Source organism: Nitrosarchaeum sp. (assembly GCF_025699065.1).
Taxonomy (GTDB): domain Archaea; phylum Thermoproteota; class Nitrososphaeria; order Nitrososphaerales; family Nitrosopumilaceae; genus Nitrosarchaeum.
On the sequence record NZ_JAILWF010000005.1, the window covers coordinates 16105 to 31650 of the forward strand.

Annotated in this window: 16 protein-coding genes; 7 read left to right on the forward strand and 9 right to left on the reverse strand. The window is 32.2% G+C overall.

Annotated features, from left to right (window positions below):
- Positions 1-162: 162 nt before the first annotated feature.
- On the forward strand, positions 163-777 hold the full coding sequence (locus K5782_RS06560) for a plastocyanin/azurin family copper-binding protein (protein WP_179365080.1): 615 nt from the start codon (positions 163-165) through the stop codon (positions 775-777).
- A gap of 21 nt (positions 778-798) precedes the next feature.
- Here the strand turns inward: K5782_RS06560 and uvrC are convergent, their stop codons facing one another.
- The 4 genes from uvrC to K5782_RS06580 form a co-directional block, all read right to left on the reverse strand.
- On the reverse strand, positions 799-2385 hold the full coding sequence (uvrC, locus tag K5782_RS06565; protein WP_297465095.1) for an excinuclease ABC subunit UvrC: 1587 nt from the start codon (positions 2383-2385) through the stop codon (positions 799-801).
- Between the two features lie 11 nt (positions 2386-2396).
- A complete protein-coding gene (gene uvrA / locus K5782_RS06570; protein ID WP_297465097.1) occupies positions 2397-5213 on the reverse strand; it encodes an excinuclease ABC subunit UvrA in 2817 nt (938 codons plus the stop codon).
- Positions 5200-7152 carry an excinuclease ABC subunit UvrB gene (uvrB, locus tag K5782_RS06575; RefSeq protein WP_297465100.1) on the reverse strand — a complete coding sequence of 651 codons (1953 nt, stop codon included), beginning with the start codon at positions 7150-7152 and terminating at the stop codon, positions 5200-5202. Before uvrB ends, uvrA begins: the two co-directional genes overlap by 14 nt.
- Before the next feature lie 267 nt (positions 7153-7419).
- Positions 7420-8052: a pyridoxamine 5'-phosphate oxidase family protein gene (locus K5782_RS06580; RefSeq protein ID WP_297465102.1), complete on the reverse strand. Its 633-nt coding sequence runs from the start codon at positions 8050-8052 to the stop codon at positions 7420-7422.
- A gap of 74 nt (positions 8053-8126) precedes the next feature.
- Between K5782_RS06580 and K5782_RS06585 the strand changes: the two genes are divergently transcribed.
- A complete protein-coding gene (locus tag K5782_RS06585; protein WP_179365085.1) occupies positions 8127-8351 on the forward strand; it encodes a hypothetical protein in 225 nt (74 codons plus the stop codon).
- Positions 8352-8399: 48 nt separating this feature from the next.
- Complete coding sequence (locus K5782_RS06590; RefSeq protein ID WP_179365086.1) at positions 8400-8825, forward strand: hypothetical protein; 426 nt, start codon at positions 8400-8402, stop codon at positions 8823-8825.
- A 1-nt stretch (position 8826) separates the two neighbouring features.
- Here the strand turns inward: K5782_RS06590 and K5782_RS06595 are convergent, their stop codons facing one another.
- From K5782_RS06595 to K5782_RS06605, 3 genes are all read right to left on the reverse strand, one after another.
- Complete coding sequence (locus tag K5782_RS06595; RefSeq protein ID WP_297465105.1) at positions 8827-9063, reverse strand: hypothetical protein; 237 nt, start codon at positions 9061-9063, stop codon at positions 8827-8829.
- A 50-nt stretch (positions 9064-9113) separates the two neighbouring features.
- On the reverse strand, positions 9114-10217 hold the full coding sequence (locus K5782_RS06600) for an LLM class flavin-dependent oxidoreductase (protein ID WP_007550924.1): 1104 nt from the start codon (positions 10215-10217) through the stop codon (positions 9114-9116).
- A 100-nt stretch (positions 10218-10317) separates the two neighbouring features.
- The gene (locus K5782_RS06605) at positions 10318-11262 is read right to left on the reverse strand and encodes an iron-containing alcohol dehydrogenase (RefSeq protein WP_007550926.1); all 945 of its coding nucleotides are present in this window, start codon (positions 11260-11262) and stop codon (positions 10318-10320) included.
- A 51-nt stretch (positions 11263-11313) separates the two neighbouring features.
- On the opposite strand from K5782_RS06605, the gene K5782_RS06610 reads away from it, so the two are divergent.
- The 3 genes from K5782_RS06610 (at position 11314) to K5782_RS06620 (ending at position 13580) form a co-directional block, all read left to right on the forward strand.
- A complete protein-coding gene (locus K5782_RS06610; protein ID WP_297465110.1) occupies positions 11314-12591 on the forward strand; it encodes a DUF4147 domain-containing protein in 1278 nt (425 codons plus the stop codon).
- A gap of 503 nt (positions 12592-13094) precedes the next feature.
- Positions 13095-13340 (forward strand): Lrp/AsnC ligand binding domain-containing protein, encoded by a 246-nt coding sequence (locus K5782_RS06615; protein ID WP_007550931.1) that lies wholly within the window; start codon positions 13095-13097, stop codon positions 13338-13340.
- Positions 13341-13580, forward strand: coding sequence for a hypothetical protein (locus K5782_RS06620; RefSeq protein WP_297465112.1), 240 nt, complete (start codon positions 13341-13343; stop codon positions 13578-13580).
- On the opposite strand, the gene K5782_RS06625 is transcribed toward K5782_RS06620, so the two are convergent.
- Positions 13573-14535 (reverse strand): exonuclease, encoded by a 963-nt coding sequence (locus tag K5782_RS06625; RefSeq protein WP_297465340.1) that lies wholly within the window; start codon positions 14533-14535, stop codon positions 13573-13575. The genes K5782_RS06620 and K5782_RS06625 overlap by 8 nt on opposite strands.
- A gap of 76 nt (positions 14536-14611) precedes the next feature.
- On the opposite strand from K5782_RS06625, the gene purN reads away from it, so the two are divergent.
- On the forward strand, positions 14612-15229 hold the full coding sequence (purN, locus tag K5782_RS06630; protein ID WP_297465114.1) for a phosphoribosylglycinamide formyltransferase: 618 nt from the start codon (positions 14612-14614) through the stop codon (positions 15227-15229).
- Here purN and K5782_RS06635 read toward each other — a convergent pair.
- Positions 15226-15546, reverse strand: coding sequence for a cupin domain-containing protein (locus K5782_RS06635; protein WP_297465117.1), 321 nt, complete (start codon positions 15544-15546; stop codon positions 15226-15228). The genes purN and K5782_RS06635 overlap by 4 nt on opposite strands.

The following is a 15546-nucleotide window of genomic DNA, read 5'->3' on the forward strand; positions in this document are numbered from 1 at the left end:
TATGTTTTAGATTTGTGTAATTTTTTGAAGAAAGTCGCAGACATACATAAATTAAAAATAGTTAAAAAATAAGATACTACTCAAATATTGCAATTATTTCAAAATATGAACGTAGAAACAAAGATTAGATTTATTTAGCTTGAAAAAATCATGTGATCAATTATGGCAAACATAGACAAAGCAGCAATTGCATTTTCTATTGCAATTGTAGCTGTAGGTGTAGGTTTTGCCGCATATGCAGGATATGCGCAAGATATCGCTCCAGTTGCTAAAGCCCCAGTAATTGCAAATACTGAACCAAAAACACAAGTTGATCCAATGGCAAGCATTGCAGAAAAGGTGAAAAGCGCTGCGGCTACAACAGAAAAAACTACAGAGCTTAAAGAAGAGGTAAAGATGGAAACTGAACCAGCTCCACCAGTTGAAACTGAACCAGTTGAAACTGAACCAGCTCCACCAGTTGAAACATCTGAACCAAAAACAGTTAGCGTAATAATTCCAGCTGGAACTTCATCTCCAGGTTGTGAAACAACTAATGAGTGTTATACTCCAGCATCAGTTACAATCAATGTAGGTGATACTGTAGAATGGGACAATGTAGATACTGCTGCACACACAGTAACAGGTGGCAGTCCAGCTGATGGCCCATCAGGAGTATTTGACAGTAGTCTAGTCATGGGAAAAGCAAAATATTCACATACATTTGATAATGCAGGATCCTATGATTACTTCTGCATGGTACACCCATGGATGGTTGGAAAAGTTATAGTTAACTAAGCAAGAATATTTTCTTTTTTCTTATTTTATTTTATTTTTACGTATTGTTCTATTATATGCAACACCAAATCTATGAGTTTCATCTCTAGCATGTTGTAAAATTTTCAATGAGGGTTTATCTTTTGAAATAATAGTAGGATTTTTTTGATTTGGCATATACACTTCTTCATTTTCTTTAGCAAGTGAAATACAATCAAGATTCAATCCAAGTGATTGCAATGACTTTAATGCAGCGTTTAGTTGACCCTTTCCACCATCAACTAATATCAAATCAGGTAACTGTGAATTTTCTTCAAGTAATCTAAGATATCGCCGTTTGATTACTTCACTCATCATTGCAAAATCATCTCTTCCAGAAACTGTTTTAATTCTAAATTTTCTGTAACCAGATTTATCGGGTTTCCCATTTACAAATCTAGCCATTGAACCAACAGCAAATTCATCTCCATGATTTGAAATATCAAAGCATTCTATGATATTTGGCATGGTAGAGAGATGTAAAATTTCTTTTAATTCAATGAGACCTAAATTACTTCCTTTAGAATGAATTAAAGAAATATTTTTCAAAATTAAATCAACAATATTCTTTTTTTTACCACGTTTTGGATAAATTATTTTAACTGAAAAACCTGCTTGCTTTGAGAGTAAAGATTCTAAGAGTATTTTGTTTTTAGGAAGAGTACTTACGTAGATAAATTTTGGAATTTTGTGTACTGTATAATATTGAAATAAAAAATTTGAAAAATCATTATCCCCAACAAGATCAAAAAAGAACTTGTCACTATCACGCATTACTCCGTTTATCATTCTAAAATTCATCACAGTCACAGTTTGATCTTTATCAGCAATTCCAAAATACTCTTCATCTGAATTTTCAACATATTCCATTTTTTGTTTTGTTTGAAGACTGTCTAATCTAATCAAAGTATCTCGAATATCCTTTGCACGTTCAAATTGTTGGGAGGCAGCAGCCTGAGACATCTCTTCTTTTAATTTCTCTGTAAAGATCTGAGTTTGATTTTTTCCTTTTAGAACTTCTTCTAATGCAGATACATGATCGGCATATTTTTCCTGAGCGTCTTTAAATTCACATGGGCCTTCACAATTACCAAGATGATACTCAAGACATACTTTTTTTGGTAATTGTTTACAGATTCTAATTTGAAATGCTTTTCGCAGAGTACCAATTGTAAGCAGTTTAGAGCTTCCGTGCATAAACGGTCCAAAGATTTTACCACTGCCTAGAAACTTTCCATTACGAGTTCTTCGTGCAACTAGCAATCGAGGGTATTTTTCATCCGAAATTCTAAGGTAAGTATATCGTTGTTGATCTTTTAATTCAATGTTAAATTTTGGTCTGTATTTTTTTATCATGTTAGATTCTAAAAGAAATGCTTCACTTTCATTATCAGTTAATACAAATTCAATATCAGAAATATGTTCTACTAATTTTTGTGTTTTATAATTCTGATTTTTTAGAAAATATGATTTTACTCTATTTTTTAGATTCTTTGCTTTACCAATATAGATAATTTTTTCATCAGAATCTTTCATCAAATAAATTCCAGGATTTGAAGGAATGTGAATTTTTGAGATGTCAAAAGTCATTATTTTAGTCATCATTTGAGTAATTTTTTAAGATATTTTCCAGTATAACTTCCAGGAGCTCTTGAAACTTGTTCAGGAGTTCCAACAGTCACTATCTTACCACCTTCATCACCACCCTCAGGTCCCAAATCAATTAACCAATCAGAATTTTTAATCACATCCAAATTATGTTCAATTACCAATACAGTATTTCCTAAATTCACCAATCTATTTAGAACATCAAGTAGTTTTTGAACGTCAGCAAAATGTAATCCGGTAGTAGGTTCATCAAGAATGTAAAATGTTTTTCCTGTTCCTCTTTTTGATAATTCAGATGCAAGTTTTACTCTTTGGGCCTCTCCGCCTGACAATGTAGTTGATGACTGTCCCAATTTTATATATCCCAATCCAACATCATAGACGGTTTGTAGTTTTCTTTTAATTGAAGGGATATTTTCAAAAAATTGAAGCGCTTCGTAGACAGTCATATTCAAAACATCAGAAATATTTTTTCCTTTATACAAAACTGAAAGCGTTTCAGAATTGTAACGCTTTCCTTTACATTCATCACATTTTACATAAACATCAGACAAGAACTGCATCTCTATTTGTTTTACACCATCACCTTCACATGCAAAACATCTTCCATCAGCCACATTAAAAGAAAACTGGCCCAAAGAATATCCTCTTTCTTTTGCTAACTCAGTATTTGCATATAGTTCTCTAATAGGAGTAAAGGCACCAATGTAAGTTGCAGGATTAGAACGAGGAGTTCTCCCAATTGGGGATTGATCAATTGCTATAACTTTATCAATATATTCGAGACCTGAAATCCCACTATGAGATCCAGATTTAATATTGGATTTATAAAAATAATTTTCAAGGGATTTTAATAAAATATCATTAATCAGAGTGGATTTTCCAGAACCAGAGACACCAGTTACTGAAACAAACAAACCAAGAGGAATTTCAACATCAATACTCTTTAAATTATTTTCAGATGCGCCTTTAATTACCAGAGTTCCAGAACGATTACGAATTTTTCCATCAAGTTTTATAAGAGAATTATTTTTTAGATATTCTCCTGTTATAGATTTTTTATTATGAAGTATTTGTTTTACAGTTCCCTCAAATACTACGTTACCGCCATGAACTCCGGCGCCTGGACCCAAATCAATAATCCAATCCGAATTTCGCATAATTTCTTCGTCATGCTCTACAACAATGACCGTATTTCCTAAATCTCGCAGCTTTGTTAGCGTTTTAATGAGGCGTTCATTATCACGCTGATGTAATCCAATTGTTGGCTCATCAAGTACATACAAGACACCAGTAAGATTAGAACCTATTTGAGTTGCCAATCTAATTCGCTGAGATTCTCCACCAGATAGTGTTGAGCTTAATCTATTCAATGTAAGATAGTTTAACCCCACATTCATTAGAAATTCTAATCGTTCTTTGATTTCCTTTAGTACGTCTTTGGCGATGTATTGTTCATTCTCAGTTAATTGTAATGTAGAAAAAAAATCATAGCAGTGATCTATTGATAAGTCACATACATCCATTATTCCTTTATCATTGATTTTTACTGCAAGTGACTCTGGTTTTAATTTTTTTCCATTACATGCAGTGCAAGGGGTATCTCGCATGAATTGTTTTAGCCATTCACGTTTAGATTCAGAATCGGTCTCCATAAATGACCGCTGAAGATTGACAAGTACTCCTTCAAAGGCATCAGTGTATTGCCAAGATGAATCACCAGACTTTGATTGATATTTAAAATCAATCAAATCGTTTGAGCCATGTAAAATAATTTTAAGATGTTTTAGAGATATTTTTTCAATTGGGGTCATTAAATCAAAACCAAATTTTTTACCAACAGCTCTTAACGCTTGTTTTCTAAATGCAGAAAATCTTCCACTCCAGGGAACAATTGCGCCATCTAAAATGGATTTACTTTTATCTGGAATTACAAGATCTTCATCAAACTCCATCTTCACTCCCAAACCATTACATGCTTTACACATTCCAAATGGTGAGTTAAATGAGAAGGTTCGTGGTTCTAGATCACCAATTGTCAGACCACAGTAAGGGCAAGCATTATTTTGAGAAAATATCTTTTCAGATTTATCAGAAGAAACCATAACATCGCCTTTTGATGCTTTTATTGCAGTTTGTATTGCTTCAAAAAGCCTAGATCTTTCAGATTTTTCTGCCTGAATTCTGTCAACTACAATCTCAATATTATGCCATTTTTGTCTATCAAGTGGAGAAATTGGCTCATCAAGGCTTAAAATTTCCCCATTTAGGCGTATTCTAGAGTATCCATCTTTTTTTATCTGTTCAAATAATTTTTCATACGTTCCTTTTTTTCTTTGAACAATTGGAGATAAAATCAAAATCTTTTGATCAGCAAAATCTCTGAGAATAGAATCACAGATTGTTTCAACGGATTGACTGGAAATTTTTCGTGAACAATTCACACAATAAGGAATTCCAATTCTTGCAAAAAGTAGTCTCATATAATCATAAATTTCAGTAGTGGTTCCAACAGTAGAACGTGGGTTTTTGCTTGTTGTTTTTTGTTGAATAGATATTGCAGGCGAAAGACCTTCAATAGAATCAACATCAGGTTTGTCCATCATTTCAAGAAATTGTCTTGCATATGCAGAAAGAGATTCAACATAACGTCTCTGTCCTTCAGCATAAATCGTATCAAAAGCTAAAGTTGATTTTCCAGAACCAGATAACCCACTAATTACAACGAGTTTATTTTTTGGAATGTCTACATTAATATTTTTTAAATTATGGTGTCTTGCACCACGAATTTTTAATTTATTTTCTGCCATCTTTAAATTTGATCTCTTTTTCCAGTCTTTTTATTCTATCTCGGCATTCAATTGCTCGCTCAAAATCTAATTCTTCAGAATATTTTTTCATTTGGTATTCTAACTCGATAATATCAGTAGCAAGATCATGAGTTGATTTTAGTTTAGATTCATCTAATGTTGTAACTTGTTCAGGAACTGACTTTATGATAGTCTTGGGAGTGATGTTGTGTTCTTTATTGAATTGTATTTGTTTTTCTTTACGCCTTTTAGTTTCATTTATTGCATTAGACATGGATTTTGTAATAGTATCAGCATACATGATTACTGTTCCATTTTCATTTCTTGCCGCTCTTCCAAAAGTTTGAATTAAACTAGTAAAATTTCTGAGGAATCCTTCCTTGTCTGCATCAAGTATTGCAACAAGGGAAACTTCAGGAATATCCAATCCTTCCCTTAACAAATTAATTCCAACTAGAACATCAAATTCACCTAATCGTAGTTGTCGAATAAGTTCTGTCCTTTGTAATCCCTCGATTTCAGAGTGCATGTATCTTACTCTAACTTGCTTTTTGGAGAGGTACTCAGCTAGGTCTTCAGCCATACGTTTTGTCAAAGTTGTGACTAAAACGCGTTCATTTTTGACGGATCTTTTAGCAATTTCCTGGATTAAATCATCCATTTGATCTTTAGTAGATCTAATTTCTACAACAGGGTCTAATAGACCAGTTGGTCGTACTAGTTGTTCGGCAATTTGAGAAGATATTTTTTTCTCATAATCACTGGGAGTTGCAGAAACAAAAATAGTATTTTTTAGATAATCTTCAAATTCTTCAAATTTTAATGGTCTGTTATCATATGCGCTAGGTAAGCGAAAACCATATGTTACTAGTTGTTGTTTTCTTGAATAATCACCTTTGTACATTCCATGTAGTTGTGGCAATGTAACATGTGATTCATCAATAACAAGCAAATAATCATCACCAAAAAAATCCATCAGGCAAAATGCTTTCTCACCAGCTTTTCTTCCATCAAAATGTCTTGAATAATTTTCAATTCCTGAACAATAACCTAATTCTTCAATCATTTCTAGATCATATTTTGTTCTCATCTCTAATCGTTGTTTTTCTAGTTCGTTGAGTTCAGGTAATCTTTGTTTTAGTTCATTTTTGATTGAGAGGATAGCCTTTTCTCTAACATCTTTTGCTATCAAGTAATGTTTGGCTGGAAATATTTTCATCTGAGTTATGATACGTTTTTCTTTAAGCGAGATATTATCTAACAAAGTTATTTTTTCTACATCATCACCAAACATTGAAATTCGAACAATATCTTCAGAATATGCAGGAATGATATCTATAGTATCACCTTTTACTCTAAAATTTCCAGGAGCCACTTCAGTATCATTTCTTTCATATCGTGCATCAATGAATTTTTTTATAAGATCATTTCTTTTTATTACATCACCGGTATTAATTGTAATTGCCAGATCCTCCCAGTCTTTTGGATTACCAAGCGAGTAGATACAAGATACTGTAGACACAATAATAGTAGGCTCGCCAGATAGAAGCATTGCAGTTGCCTCTAAACGCAGTTTTTCAATTTTTTCATTAATCTGAGTATCTTTTTCAATATATGTATCGGTCTGAGGCAGATAACTTTCAGGCTGATAGTAATCATAGTATGATACAAAATATCCAACATTGTTTTTTGGAAAAAACTGTTTTAGTTCAGAATAAAGTTGTGCAGCCAAAGTCTTATTGTGAGAAATTACTAGTGTGTTCTTTCCAGTTCTTGCAATTACATTTGCAATTGAAAATGTCTTTCCACTTCCTGTTACACCTAATAGTGTCTGAACCGTTCCTTTTTTTACACCTGAAATTAAAGTGTCAATAGCTTGAGGTTGATCACCTGTAGGCTCATATTCAGATACAAGTTCAAATTTATGGATTTGTTGCAACAGTTACAATCGTCTAAAACTGAACTTATAGCTAACTATTCTCCAAGGGTTACCTACGGTACACCATAATTTAGCATATGTTAGCATTAGTACCAGATTTTGATTTTATTTATTAATTAAAAATCTAAAATTTAGTTAGGAAAAAGATTGCATTGTTTGCAATTGTAAGTTTGAGAACAGAACAAGCGATTGTTGTTCATCTAATTGTAGCGTGGAAGTGATAGAAATAGTCATATCAAAAAAGGTTGAAATTCAAACCACAAGATTTTACCAAACTGGTTCATCAACCATCTGCAATCCAGAACTAGTAATTTCAAATCCCATTATTTTCAAAGTTTCTTTTGCAGTTGGAGAATTTCTTTTTAGTATTTGTTGTGCCAAATGAACTCTACTTTCAGGACGCATGTTTTGTCCAATTTTGTATTTACCTGAAAGAACTTCAGGGATAACTTTGATAACTGCTACTGCATCTAAAACTCTCATAGAAGATTGGATCGGATCATATCCACCCTCAGGCTGATATTTTTTCATTAAGCCATTTAACGCAAGTGTTTTTTCTTCCTTGCTTGATACTAGTGATGCAGTACCTTTGATTACAACGCTGACATACAATGTATCAGCCAGAGATGCATCTTTTGGATCTTCAAAATATGAGGGTAAAAATTCCAACTCTCTATCAACTTCAAACCCAACTTTACAGTTTCTATTGATGTTATCTATTTTTTCACCTTTGATATGCGAATGCATGTATACAGAATTATTTAAAAAAACAAAATTCATTGGGATTATCTGAGGATATCCATTCTCATCAATACTTGAAATACGTCCAACATGTTCTTGATTCAAAAATTCTTTAATTTTTTGGGGTGACTTTATTTGTAAAATTCCAACTAGTTGCAATAAAAGCAATTCTACTAATAATATTATAAATCCAGATCATTAATCGCTAAAATACAAGGTAATTAAAGAAAATTATGGACGATCCATATCTGAATGAATTAAAAAATGAGTTCAAAAAATATTCCTCAGAATTAAAAATATTAAAAAAAAATCTCTTAAAATCAACTTCTCCAGAGGAACAATCAAAAATTATAAAAAAAATAGATAAAGTTGCCAAAGAGATGGAAAAAAATCAAACACAATCAGCTAAAGTAACAAAATCAAGATTAAAAGAAATCACTAGAACAAAAAAATTCTAAATGTGAAATAAGATTCCTAAAATATAGGATTAATGTAGAGAATAAGAGTTGGATGAAAAAGAAGAAGAATGGATGGAAGCAACAAATTTAGTGCTTAAAACACTTGAAGATTGGGGATCAAATTCAAAATTCATTTGGTTTAGAGAGTTACACAGAATTTCAGATGTTGACAAAGGGCAATTAAGAAATATTCTCAATGAATTAAAAAAATCAAAAGATGTAAAACAGATGCATGGTACAAATAATAGAATATTTTTTTGTCTAAGTAAATACTATACAAAATGCCATGATGCAGAATTTAGATTTAAAGGAAAACCAATAATGCTAAGAGATGGAAGTAAAGTCAAAGTAATTCAAGGTGAAACAAACGCAACTGCACGTACAAGAAAAAGAATTGAAAAACAACACAAAAAACGACAAGTGAGATCATACACTAGAATGAAAAGTAAAAACAGGCGACCACATAAATCATGATTTAATTTTGTGGAAGATTTTCTGCATTTCTGCGCATAAGATTGAATTCAGCACGTTTTAGTTTTGTAGATTCTGCAAGATCTTCAGTCATATCATAAAGATCATGGATTTCTAGATTTGAAACTATTTCATCTTCTTTTTGATCTTCCAAGTCCATCTCAATGTTAGATAAAATATCAATATTTTCTTCGAGAATTTTGATGCACTTTTTTATTGCCTCAGGAAGTTCGTCATCCATACCAATTAGCAAGTTATGGTATAGTAAATGATTTTCGATTTAAAACAGACTTATTTTTGGATTTGTTCACGCAGGTAAGGCATCACATGGCTTGCAAATTTATCAATTGAACCAAAGTAATTCTTACCCCAGAATCTAATTACGAAATGATTTACACCTGCTTTCATAAATCGTTCAAATGTAGGAATAATATCATCAGGAGTACCAACAGCAGTTGATGAGCGAGCAATTTTATCAGGAATTTTTGTTGCAGCTTCTCTCATTTTTACAATCCAAGATTGATCAGACATTGAATATTCTGTAAAGTATTTTACAAAATCAAACCCTTCAATTTCTTTAATGCCATGTACTCGTAAGACTTCAGGCTTGAACAAACTTACCTTTACAGCTTCTTTCATTTTTGCCCATGATTCTTCTGCATCTTCTGAAAAGTAAACGTCAATATCAAGTGCGTATTGGAACTTATCTTTTTCTTCTTGAGTACGATTATGTTTATTCATAGATGTTTGAATTTGTTTTGCATGATCTTCAAATAATTCAGGAGTATAACCAATTGGCAACCATCCTTCTCCTAATTTTCCAGTGAGTTCTAAAGTGCGAGTACCGCCTGATGCCATGTAAGTTGGTGGATGTGGTTTTCTAATTGGAGGTGCTTGAAGACATGCACCTTCTAGTTTGTAATATTTACCATCATAGTTTACAGTATTATCAGGAGTTGAACCATACAATGTTTTGATAACTTGAATTTGTTCTTCCCATTTTGAAACTGGTTTTTCAAATGGAATACAAAATTCTTTTAAATTTTGAGCTTCACCTGCACCAATTCCTAAAATTGCTCTTCCTTTTGAAACTCTATCAAGTGTAATTGCAGCTAATGCAATGTTTGAGGGATGTCTTCTGATTGCATCAGTGACACAAGTTCCCAGTTCAACATTATTTGTAACTGCAGCGATTGCAGAAAGCATTACCCAAGGATCTAAAACTATAGCATTTCTCCATTGGGGCACATTTGTGTGGTCCATATAGAAAATAGAATCATAGCCAGTTTTATCGGCAAGCATACAGGCAGTTAAAATTTGATCTTCAGAATATCCTGCACGGGCAACATTTAATCCGTTTTGAATACCGAACTTTAATGGCTTTTCAGTAATCATACAATTAGACTAAAACATTAGCATAAATAAGTTTAGTCAAAACGAGAATCGTTATAATGTATCAATAAAATAGAAAAAAAGTAAAATCCGTGTGGATTTTTTATAGATTACCTGATTTAATATCCTCTAGACACTTGATGACATCTTGTTTAGTGATTGGAATTGGATTTGGATCCAAATGTCCCCTGTCAGTCATTACAGTATCTGCTGCTTCTGATACGTCAGCCTTTAGAGTCAATCTATCAAAGCCAAGTTTAGCCATGGCTTCTTTGAATCTATCATAGAAGATAGATTTGTTATGCTTATGTGCAACTGTAGTACAAGAAGACAACGAGTATCCATGTGGGATTCCTTCATTTGAGAATACATATGACAATGCATGTCCAAGGGTAGTTGAACAATTACCAAATCCAATACCAGAAAGCATCGAACCATAAGGATAGTTTTCTGGTTTGTCATTCATAATTGCATCATAAAGTATCTCAAATGCTTGTTTACACATTGTTCTTGTAAAGTCATTACCGAGTTTGCTGTCATAGCCCTCAGTTGCTTGTGCACATGCATCACAAACAGAGCTTTTGATGACTTGTTCTGGAGTACCATCCATAAAATATGAATCGACTACAGCCATGTCAGCAAGAAATCTGTCTTCTCGCAATAGTTTCTTTTTTCCATCAAACTTCAAAACGCAATATGTTGTCATTTCAGCTCCTGTTCCAAATGTAGTTGGAATCAAGATTTTTTCTTTTTTCATTTCAGGTGCAGCATATTTTACTACATCCATTGAACTGCCTCCTCCTAATCCAATTAGCACTGAAGGATTCTTGTCTTTGAATTTTGAAATAACAGTATTGACATCATCGATTGATGGTTCAGGTGTTACTTGATCATACAGTAAATAGTCCTTAATCCCCATTTTACCAAGCCATTTATCAGAAAGTTCTGGAGGAACGGTTGTAACAACTAGGGCATTTTTTGGGTATTCTGTTTCACCAAGTGCATTTTTTCCAAAATTAATTATTTTTGGAATGCGTACTGTGTGCATAAATCTAACCATCATTGATTATTATTATATCTTGGCGTGAAAAAGAAACGTATGATTATTCAAAATTATGAAGAATTGGCAATATCAGAAAAGAAGATAGATTGTTTGAAGATCCTAGAGGAAGGACTAAAAGCTGCAGATCCAGAAAACATCATACCAAAATTTGTCACTCCAGAAGAAATTAAAATTAACGGAAAAATTATCAAACTAAACAAGTTTTCTGGAATCTATACGGTAGCATTTGGAAAAGCCGGAGATTCCATGACGCGAGCATTAAATGCGATAATTCCAATAAAAAACGGGATCATAGTAATTCCAAAAGGTTCAAAATCAAAAATAAAAGGTAAAAAATTTCAGATTTTTAATTCAGGACATCCAAAACCTGATCAGACAAGTGTAAAGGCAGCAAAAGAAGTGATAAAATTTCTACAAAATAGAAGAGAAGGAGAATTAGTGATTTATTTGGTCTCAGGGGGAGGATCATCATTACTTGCAATTCCTGATGACATAACATTGGATGATAAAATCTACGTGACCAATCTGTTGCTAAAATCAGGATCTACAATTCAAGAGTTCAACTGTATTAGAAAACACTTGTCAAAAATTAAGGGGGGTAGACTAGTTGAAAATACGAAATGTCAAGGAATTGGACTAGTTATGTCAGATGTTGAAGGAGATGATCTTTCATCTATTGCATCAGGTACAACATACATGGACAATACAACATTTTTAGAGGCACTAAACATAATCAACAAGTACAAATTAAAAAATAAAATCCCATTAGAAATTTTACAAAGATTGGAAGATGGATTTAAAGGAAAAATTCCTGAAACACCAAAAAAAGCACTGATTGAAAATTACATCATTGCAAACAATAAAAATTGTCTTGATGCAATGGAATTAAAAGCTAAAGAGCTTGGATATAAAACAAAAACGATACAGATATTTGGTAACATAAAAGATGCTACACAAAAAATTATAGAAAATATTTCAGATGAACAAAAAACTTGCCTAATATTTGGTGGTGAACCAACAGTTGAAGTAATCGGGAAAGGAACAGGAGGAAGAAATCAAGAGTTAGTTTTAAGAATTTTAAAGAATGCACAAAACATGAAAAAAATTGCTATTGCGTCAGTAGGTACTGATGGGATTGATGGAAATTCATTATTTGCAGGAGCGATAATAGAAAATATCAAAATTGACGAGTCAATAATTAAAGAATTTTTAAAAAATAGCGATTCCGCAAGATTCTTTCAAAAACAAAAATGCAATATTCGAACCGATTTTACCCATACGAATCTTATGGACATAGGCATAATATTGAAATAAATTTTCAATTACAGATTGATTGTTGTTCTTTCTTTGAATGCTCTTTTCGCATTCTAGCTATAACTGCAGCTAATTGTGCTTCATGAATTTCATCCAGAGTTTCGCACATAACACTCACATAAAATACTGAAACTTAAAGATTTAATGAGATTGTATAAAATAAATCAATCAGGATTTAAGAATTATACATTCTTAGAAATTCATATTATTTCTAAATCATTAAAATTAACCTGTTTATTTTATTACAGTCACTGGAGCCTTTACTGTTTTAACAAGATAACTTGAAACACTTCCCAAAAAAGATGTAAAAAATTCTTACAGTTGTTTAAAACAAATTCAAAAAATAAACGTTTTTTTAATAAAAAATATACTGGTTTGAAATACTATAATCACTAAACCATATCATGAATAAAAAAAGTATGAGCAAATGCGATAATCCATCTTGTGCATGTGGTTGCCATGAGGGATCAAATTATAGACGGGGAAGGATAAGAGGATAGATTATGGAAATTGCATATATTTTGATACAGTGTGATTTAGGTTCCGAAGAGCAGATCATAAATCAAATTATGCAAATTCCAGAAGTAAAAGAGGTAAGAGGAACATATGGAATTTATGATGTTTTTTGCAAAGTTCAAGCAGACACAAAAGATTCGCTGGATAATGTAATTACGAATAAAATTAGAAAGATTCCAAAGATTCGCTCAACTATAACACTTCATTACATACCATCACAAGGGGGAAAGTAGATGCTAGAAAAACAATTCAATCCAGATTTATTGTATAATAGAATTGTTCATTATTACATGGATAAGAAAGGATATTCAATAGACAAGGCAAATTCAATTGCCCAATCAGTTGTAAAAAGAGAGGCTCAAAGAAGAATATGTAAAAATGATAAATGCAAACATTTCTCACATGATCACATTAGAAATTCTGAAATATGTTTAGTATTAGATTGTGACTGTGGAAAATTTCAAACTAAGTAAAGTCGTCTAAAGAATTTTCACGAAGCGGTTGTGCACTAATTCCAAGTGTTCTTAGATGTGCTGCAAATTCTTCAACAAATCCATGTATAGTGTAAACTTGTTCCGCTCCAGAACGAATTACCAAGTCCACTAATTCATTAAAATCACAATGATCACTCATAATTATTGAATAATCTGAACGTCGTCCAAATGCAAATCGAGAAGATTGTGCCCAACCACTAAAACCTATAGTTACTGCACCATACTTTGACTTCATATCTTTGAGAAATTGATTCTTTTCAGACATTAAGGGAGCTATCATCACCCACGGTTTGTTTTTCAATAATCCATTTTTTTCTGCTTCAGTATGACCTATTCCGTCATTTAGAGAAATACCAAGTTTCTGATGAAGCGCATTCATTTGTTTTACAGAATCATGAAAATACAATGGCCCCCAATGACCAAAAAGTTGAGTAATAGTTTGAGCTTTTCCTAGCTGATAGCCCAATAAAATCACAGGAACTCCTTTTCCATAAAGTTCTGAGATCAATTCATTGACTTGTTTTTGGATAATATCTAATTTTGGAAATACAAATTCAGGTAAACCAAATGTACATTCTGTGATTAGTGTTTTACATTTTGGAATTATTCCACCTTTAAGAAACCCTCTATCACGTGTACAAATATCCCCAGTGTAAAAAATATCATCAAAAAGCAAACTTTTTGCACCTAAAATATGCCCACTATCAATTAATGAAAAATCAACAATATTTTGTACATGATTTTCCATCTTAAAACCTCTAAGATTTGCAATTTCACTTGTCTCAATTGAGGCAAGTATGGTACCACCATTTTTGGATGGAAGATGATCAGAGTGTGCATGGGATACAAAATTTACTCCCATTGAATCAGTTTTTTTAGGATCCAAACGAACGCGTTTACCTTCAGTCTCACATAGTATTCCATTTTTGGTCATTCGAATACGAGGAGACAATGTCAAACAAAATAATTGGATTTGATATAAATTGCAGGTTTGATCTACTATTGACTAGTTGCTAAATCTAGGAATTTTAATTTCAGGACGCGGGAGCAACATGGAATCCATTCTAAAAGCAATTAAACATAAAAAAATTCCAATTAATCCAGCTATTATTATATCAAACAAACCTGATGCAAAAGGCTTGAAAATTGCACAAAAAATGGGCATAAAAACAGAAGTAATTGAAAGTAAAAATTTCAAAGGTAGTAGATTAGATTATGATAAAAAAATAATATCAACTCTAGAAAAACATGGCGTTACACCAAAAAATGGGTTGATTTGTTTAGCTGGATTTATGAGAATAATTAGTCCGGAGTTTGTTAAAAAATATAAAAATAGAATAATCAACATCCACCCAGCTTTACTTCCAGCTTTTCCAGGATTAAATGCTCAAAAACAGGCAATTGATAACGGTGCAAAATATTCAGGATGTACTGTACATTTTGTTGATTCTGGGGTAGATACAGGACCAATAATTTTACAACTAGTAGTCAAAGTAAAAAACAACGATACAGAAAAAACATTATCAAAGAGGATTTTAGCAAAAGAGCATAAAGCATACCCTGAAGCTGTAAGGTTATTTGCTGAAAATAGGATAAAAATCGTAGGTAGAAAAACTATAATTTCCTAAGAATCAAATCCACTAAAAAAATACAATACAACTAATTCTTTTGAATTGCCATGGAAAAAGTGAGGAATTTTTTTCTCTACAAAATACATTTTATTTTCAGAAATCTCATAGTCTTTGTTTTTTATTTTTAAAAAACCGTTACCTTTGATTACAAAATATACTTCATCACTATCATGTGGTTCTTGAGTGTCTTCTTCTCCAGGTTGCAATACGAGCACACCTGTAGCTAAATTTTCTTTATTGATAAAAGTATGAAAGTAGTTATCACTTTTTTTTATTTTTTCAATGTATTTGTTTACGTCAAAAACTAGATTCAT

Coding starts and splice junctions, on each gene's coding strand:
- K5782_RS06635 (WP_297465117.1), bottom strand. CDS start 15,546: ATGAATCTAGTTTTTGACGTAAACAAATACATTGAAAAAATAAAAAAA.
- K5782_RS06610 (WP_297465110.1), top strand. CDS start 11,314: ATGATTATTCAAAATTATGAAGAATTGGCAATATCAGAAAAGAAGATA.
- K5782_RS06625 (WP_297465340.1), bottom strand. CDS start 14,535: ATGACCAAAAATGGAATACTATGTGAGACTGAAGGTAAACGCGTTCGT.
- K5782_RS06600 (WP_007550924.1), bottom strand. CDS start 10,217: ATGATTACTGAAAAGCCATTAAAGTTCGGTATTCAAAACGGATTAAAT.
- uvrC (WP_297465095.1), bottom strand. CDS start 2,385: ATGACTTTTGACATCTCAAAAATTCACATTCCTTCAAATCCTGGAATT.
- K5782_RS06615 (WP_007550931.1), top strand. CDS start 13,095: ATGGAAATTGCATATATTTTGATACAGTGTGATTTAGGTTCCGAAGAG.
- K5782_RS06620 (WP_297465112.1), top strand. CDS start 13,341: ATGCTAGAAAAACAATTCAATCCAGATTTATTGTATAATAGAATTGTT.
- uvrA (WP_297465097.1), bottom strand. CDS start 5,213: ATGGCAGAAAATAAATTAAAAATTCGTGGTGCAAGACACCATAATTTA.
- K5782_RS06605 (WP_007550926.1), bottom strand. CDS start 11,262: ATGCACACAGTACGCATTCCAAAAATAATTAATTTTGGAAAAAATGCA.
- K5782_RS06595 (WP_297465105.1), bottom strand. CDS start 9,063: ATGGATGACGAACTTCCTGAGGCAATAAAAAAGTGCATCAAAATTCTC.
- K5782_RS06560 (WP_179365080.1), top strand. CDS start 163: ATGGCAAACATAGACAAAGCAGCAATTGCATTTTCTATTGCAATTGTA.
- K5782_RS06585 (WP_179365085.1), top strand. CDS start 8,127: ATGGACGATCCATATCTGAATGAATTAAAAAATGAGTTCAAAAAATAT.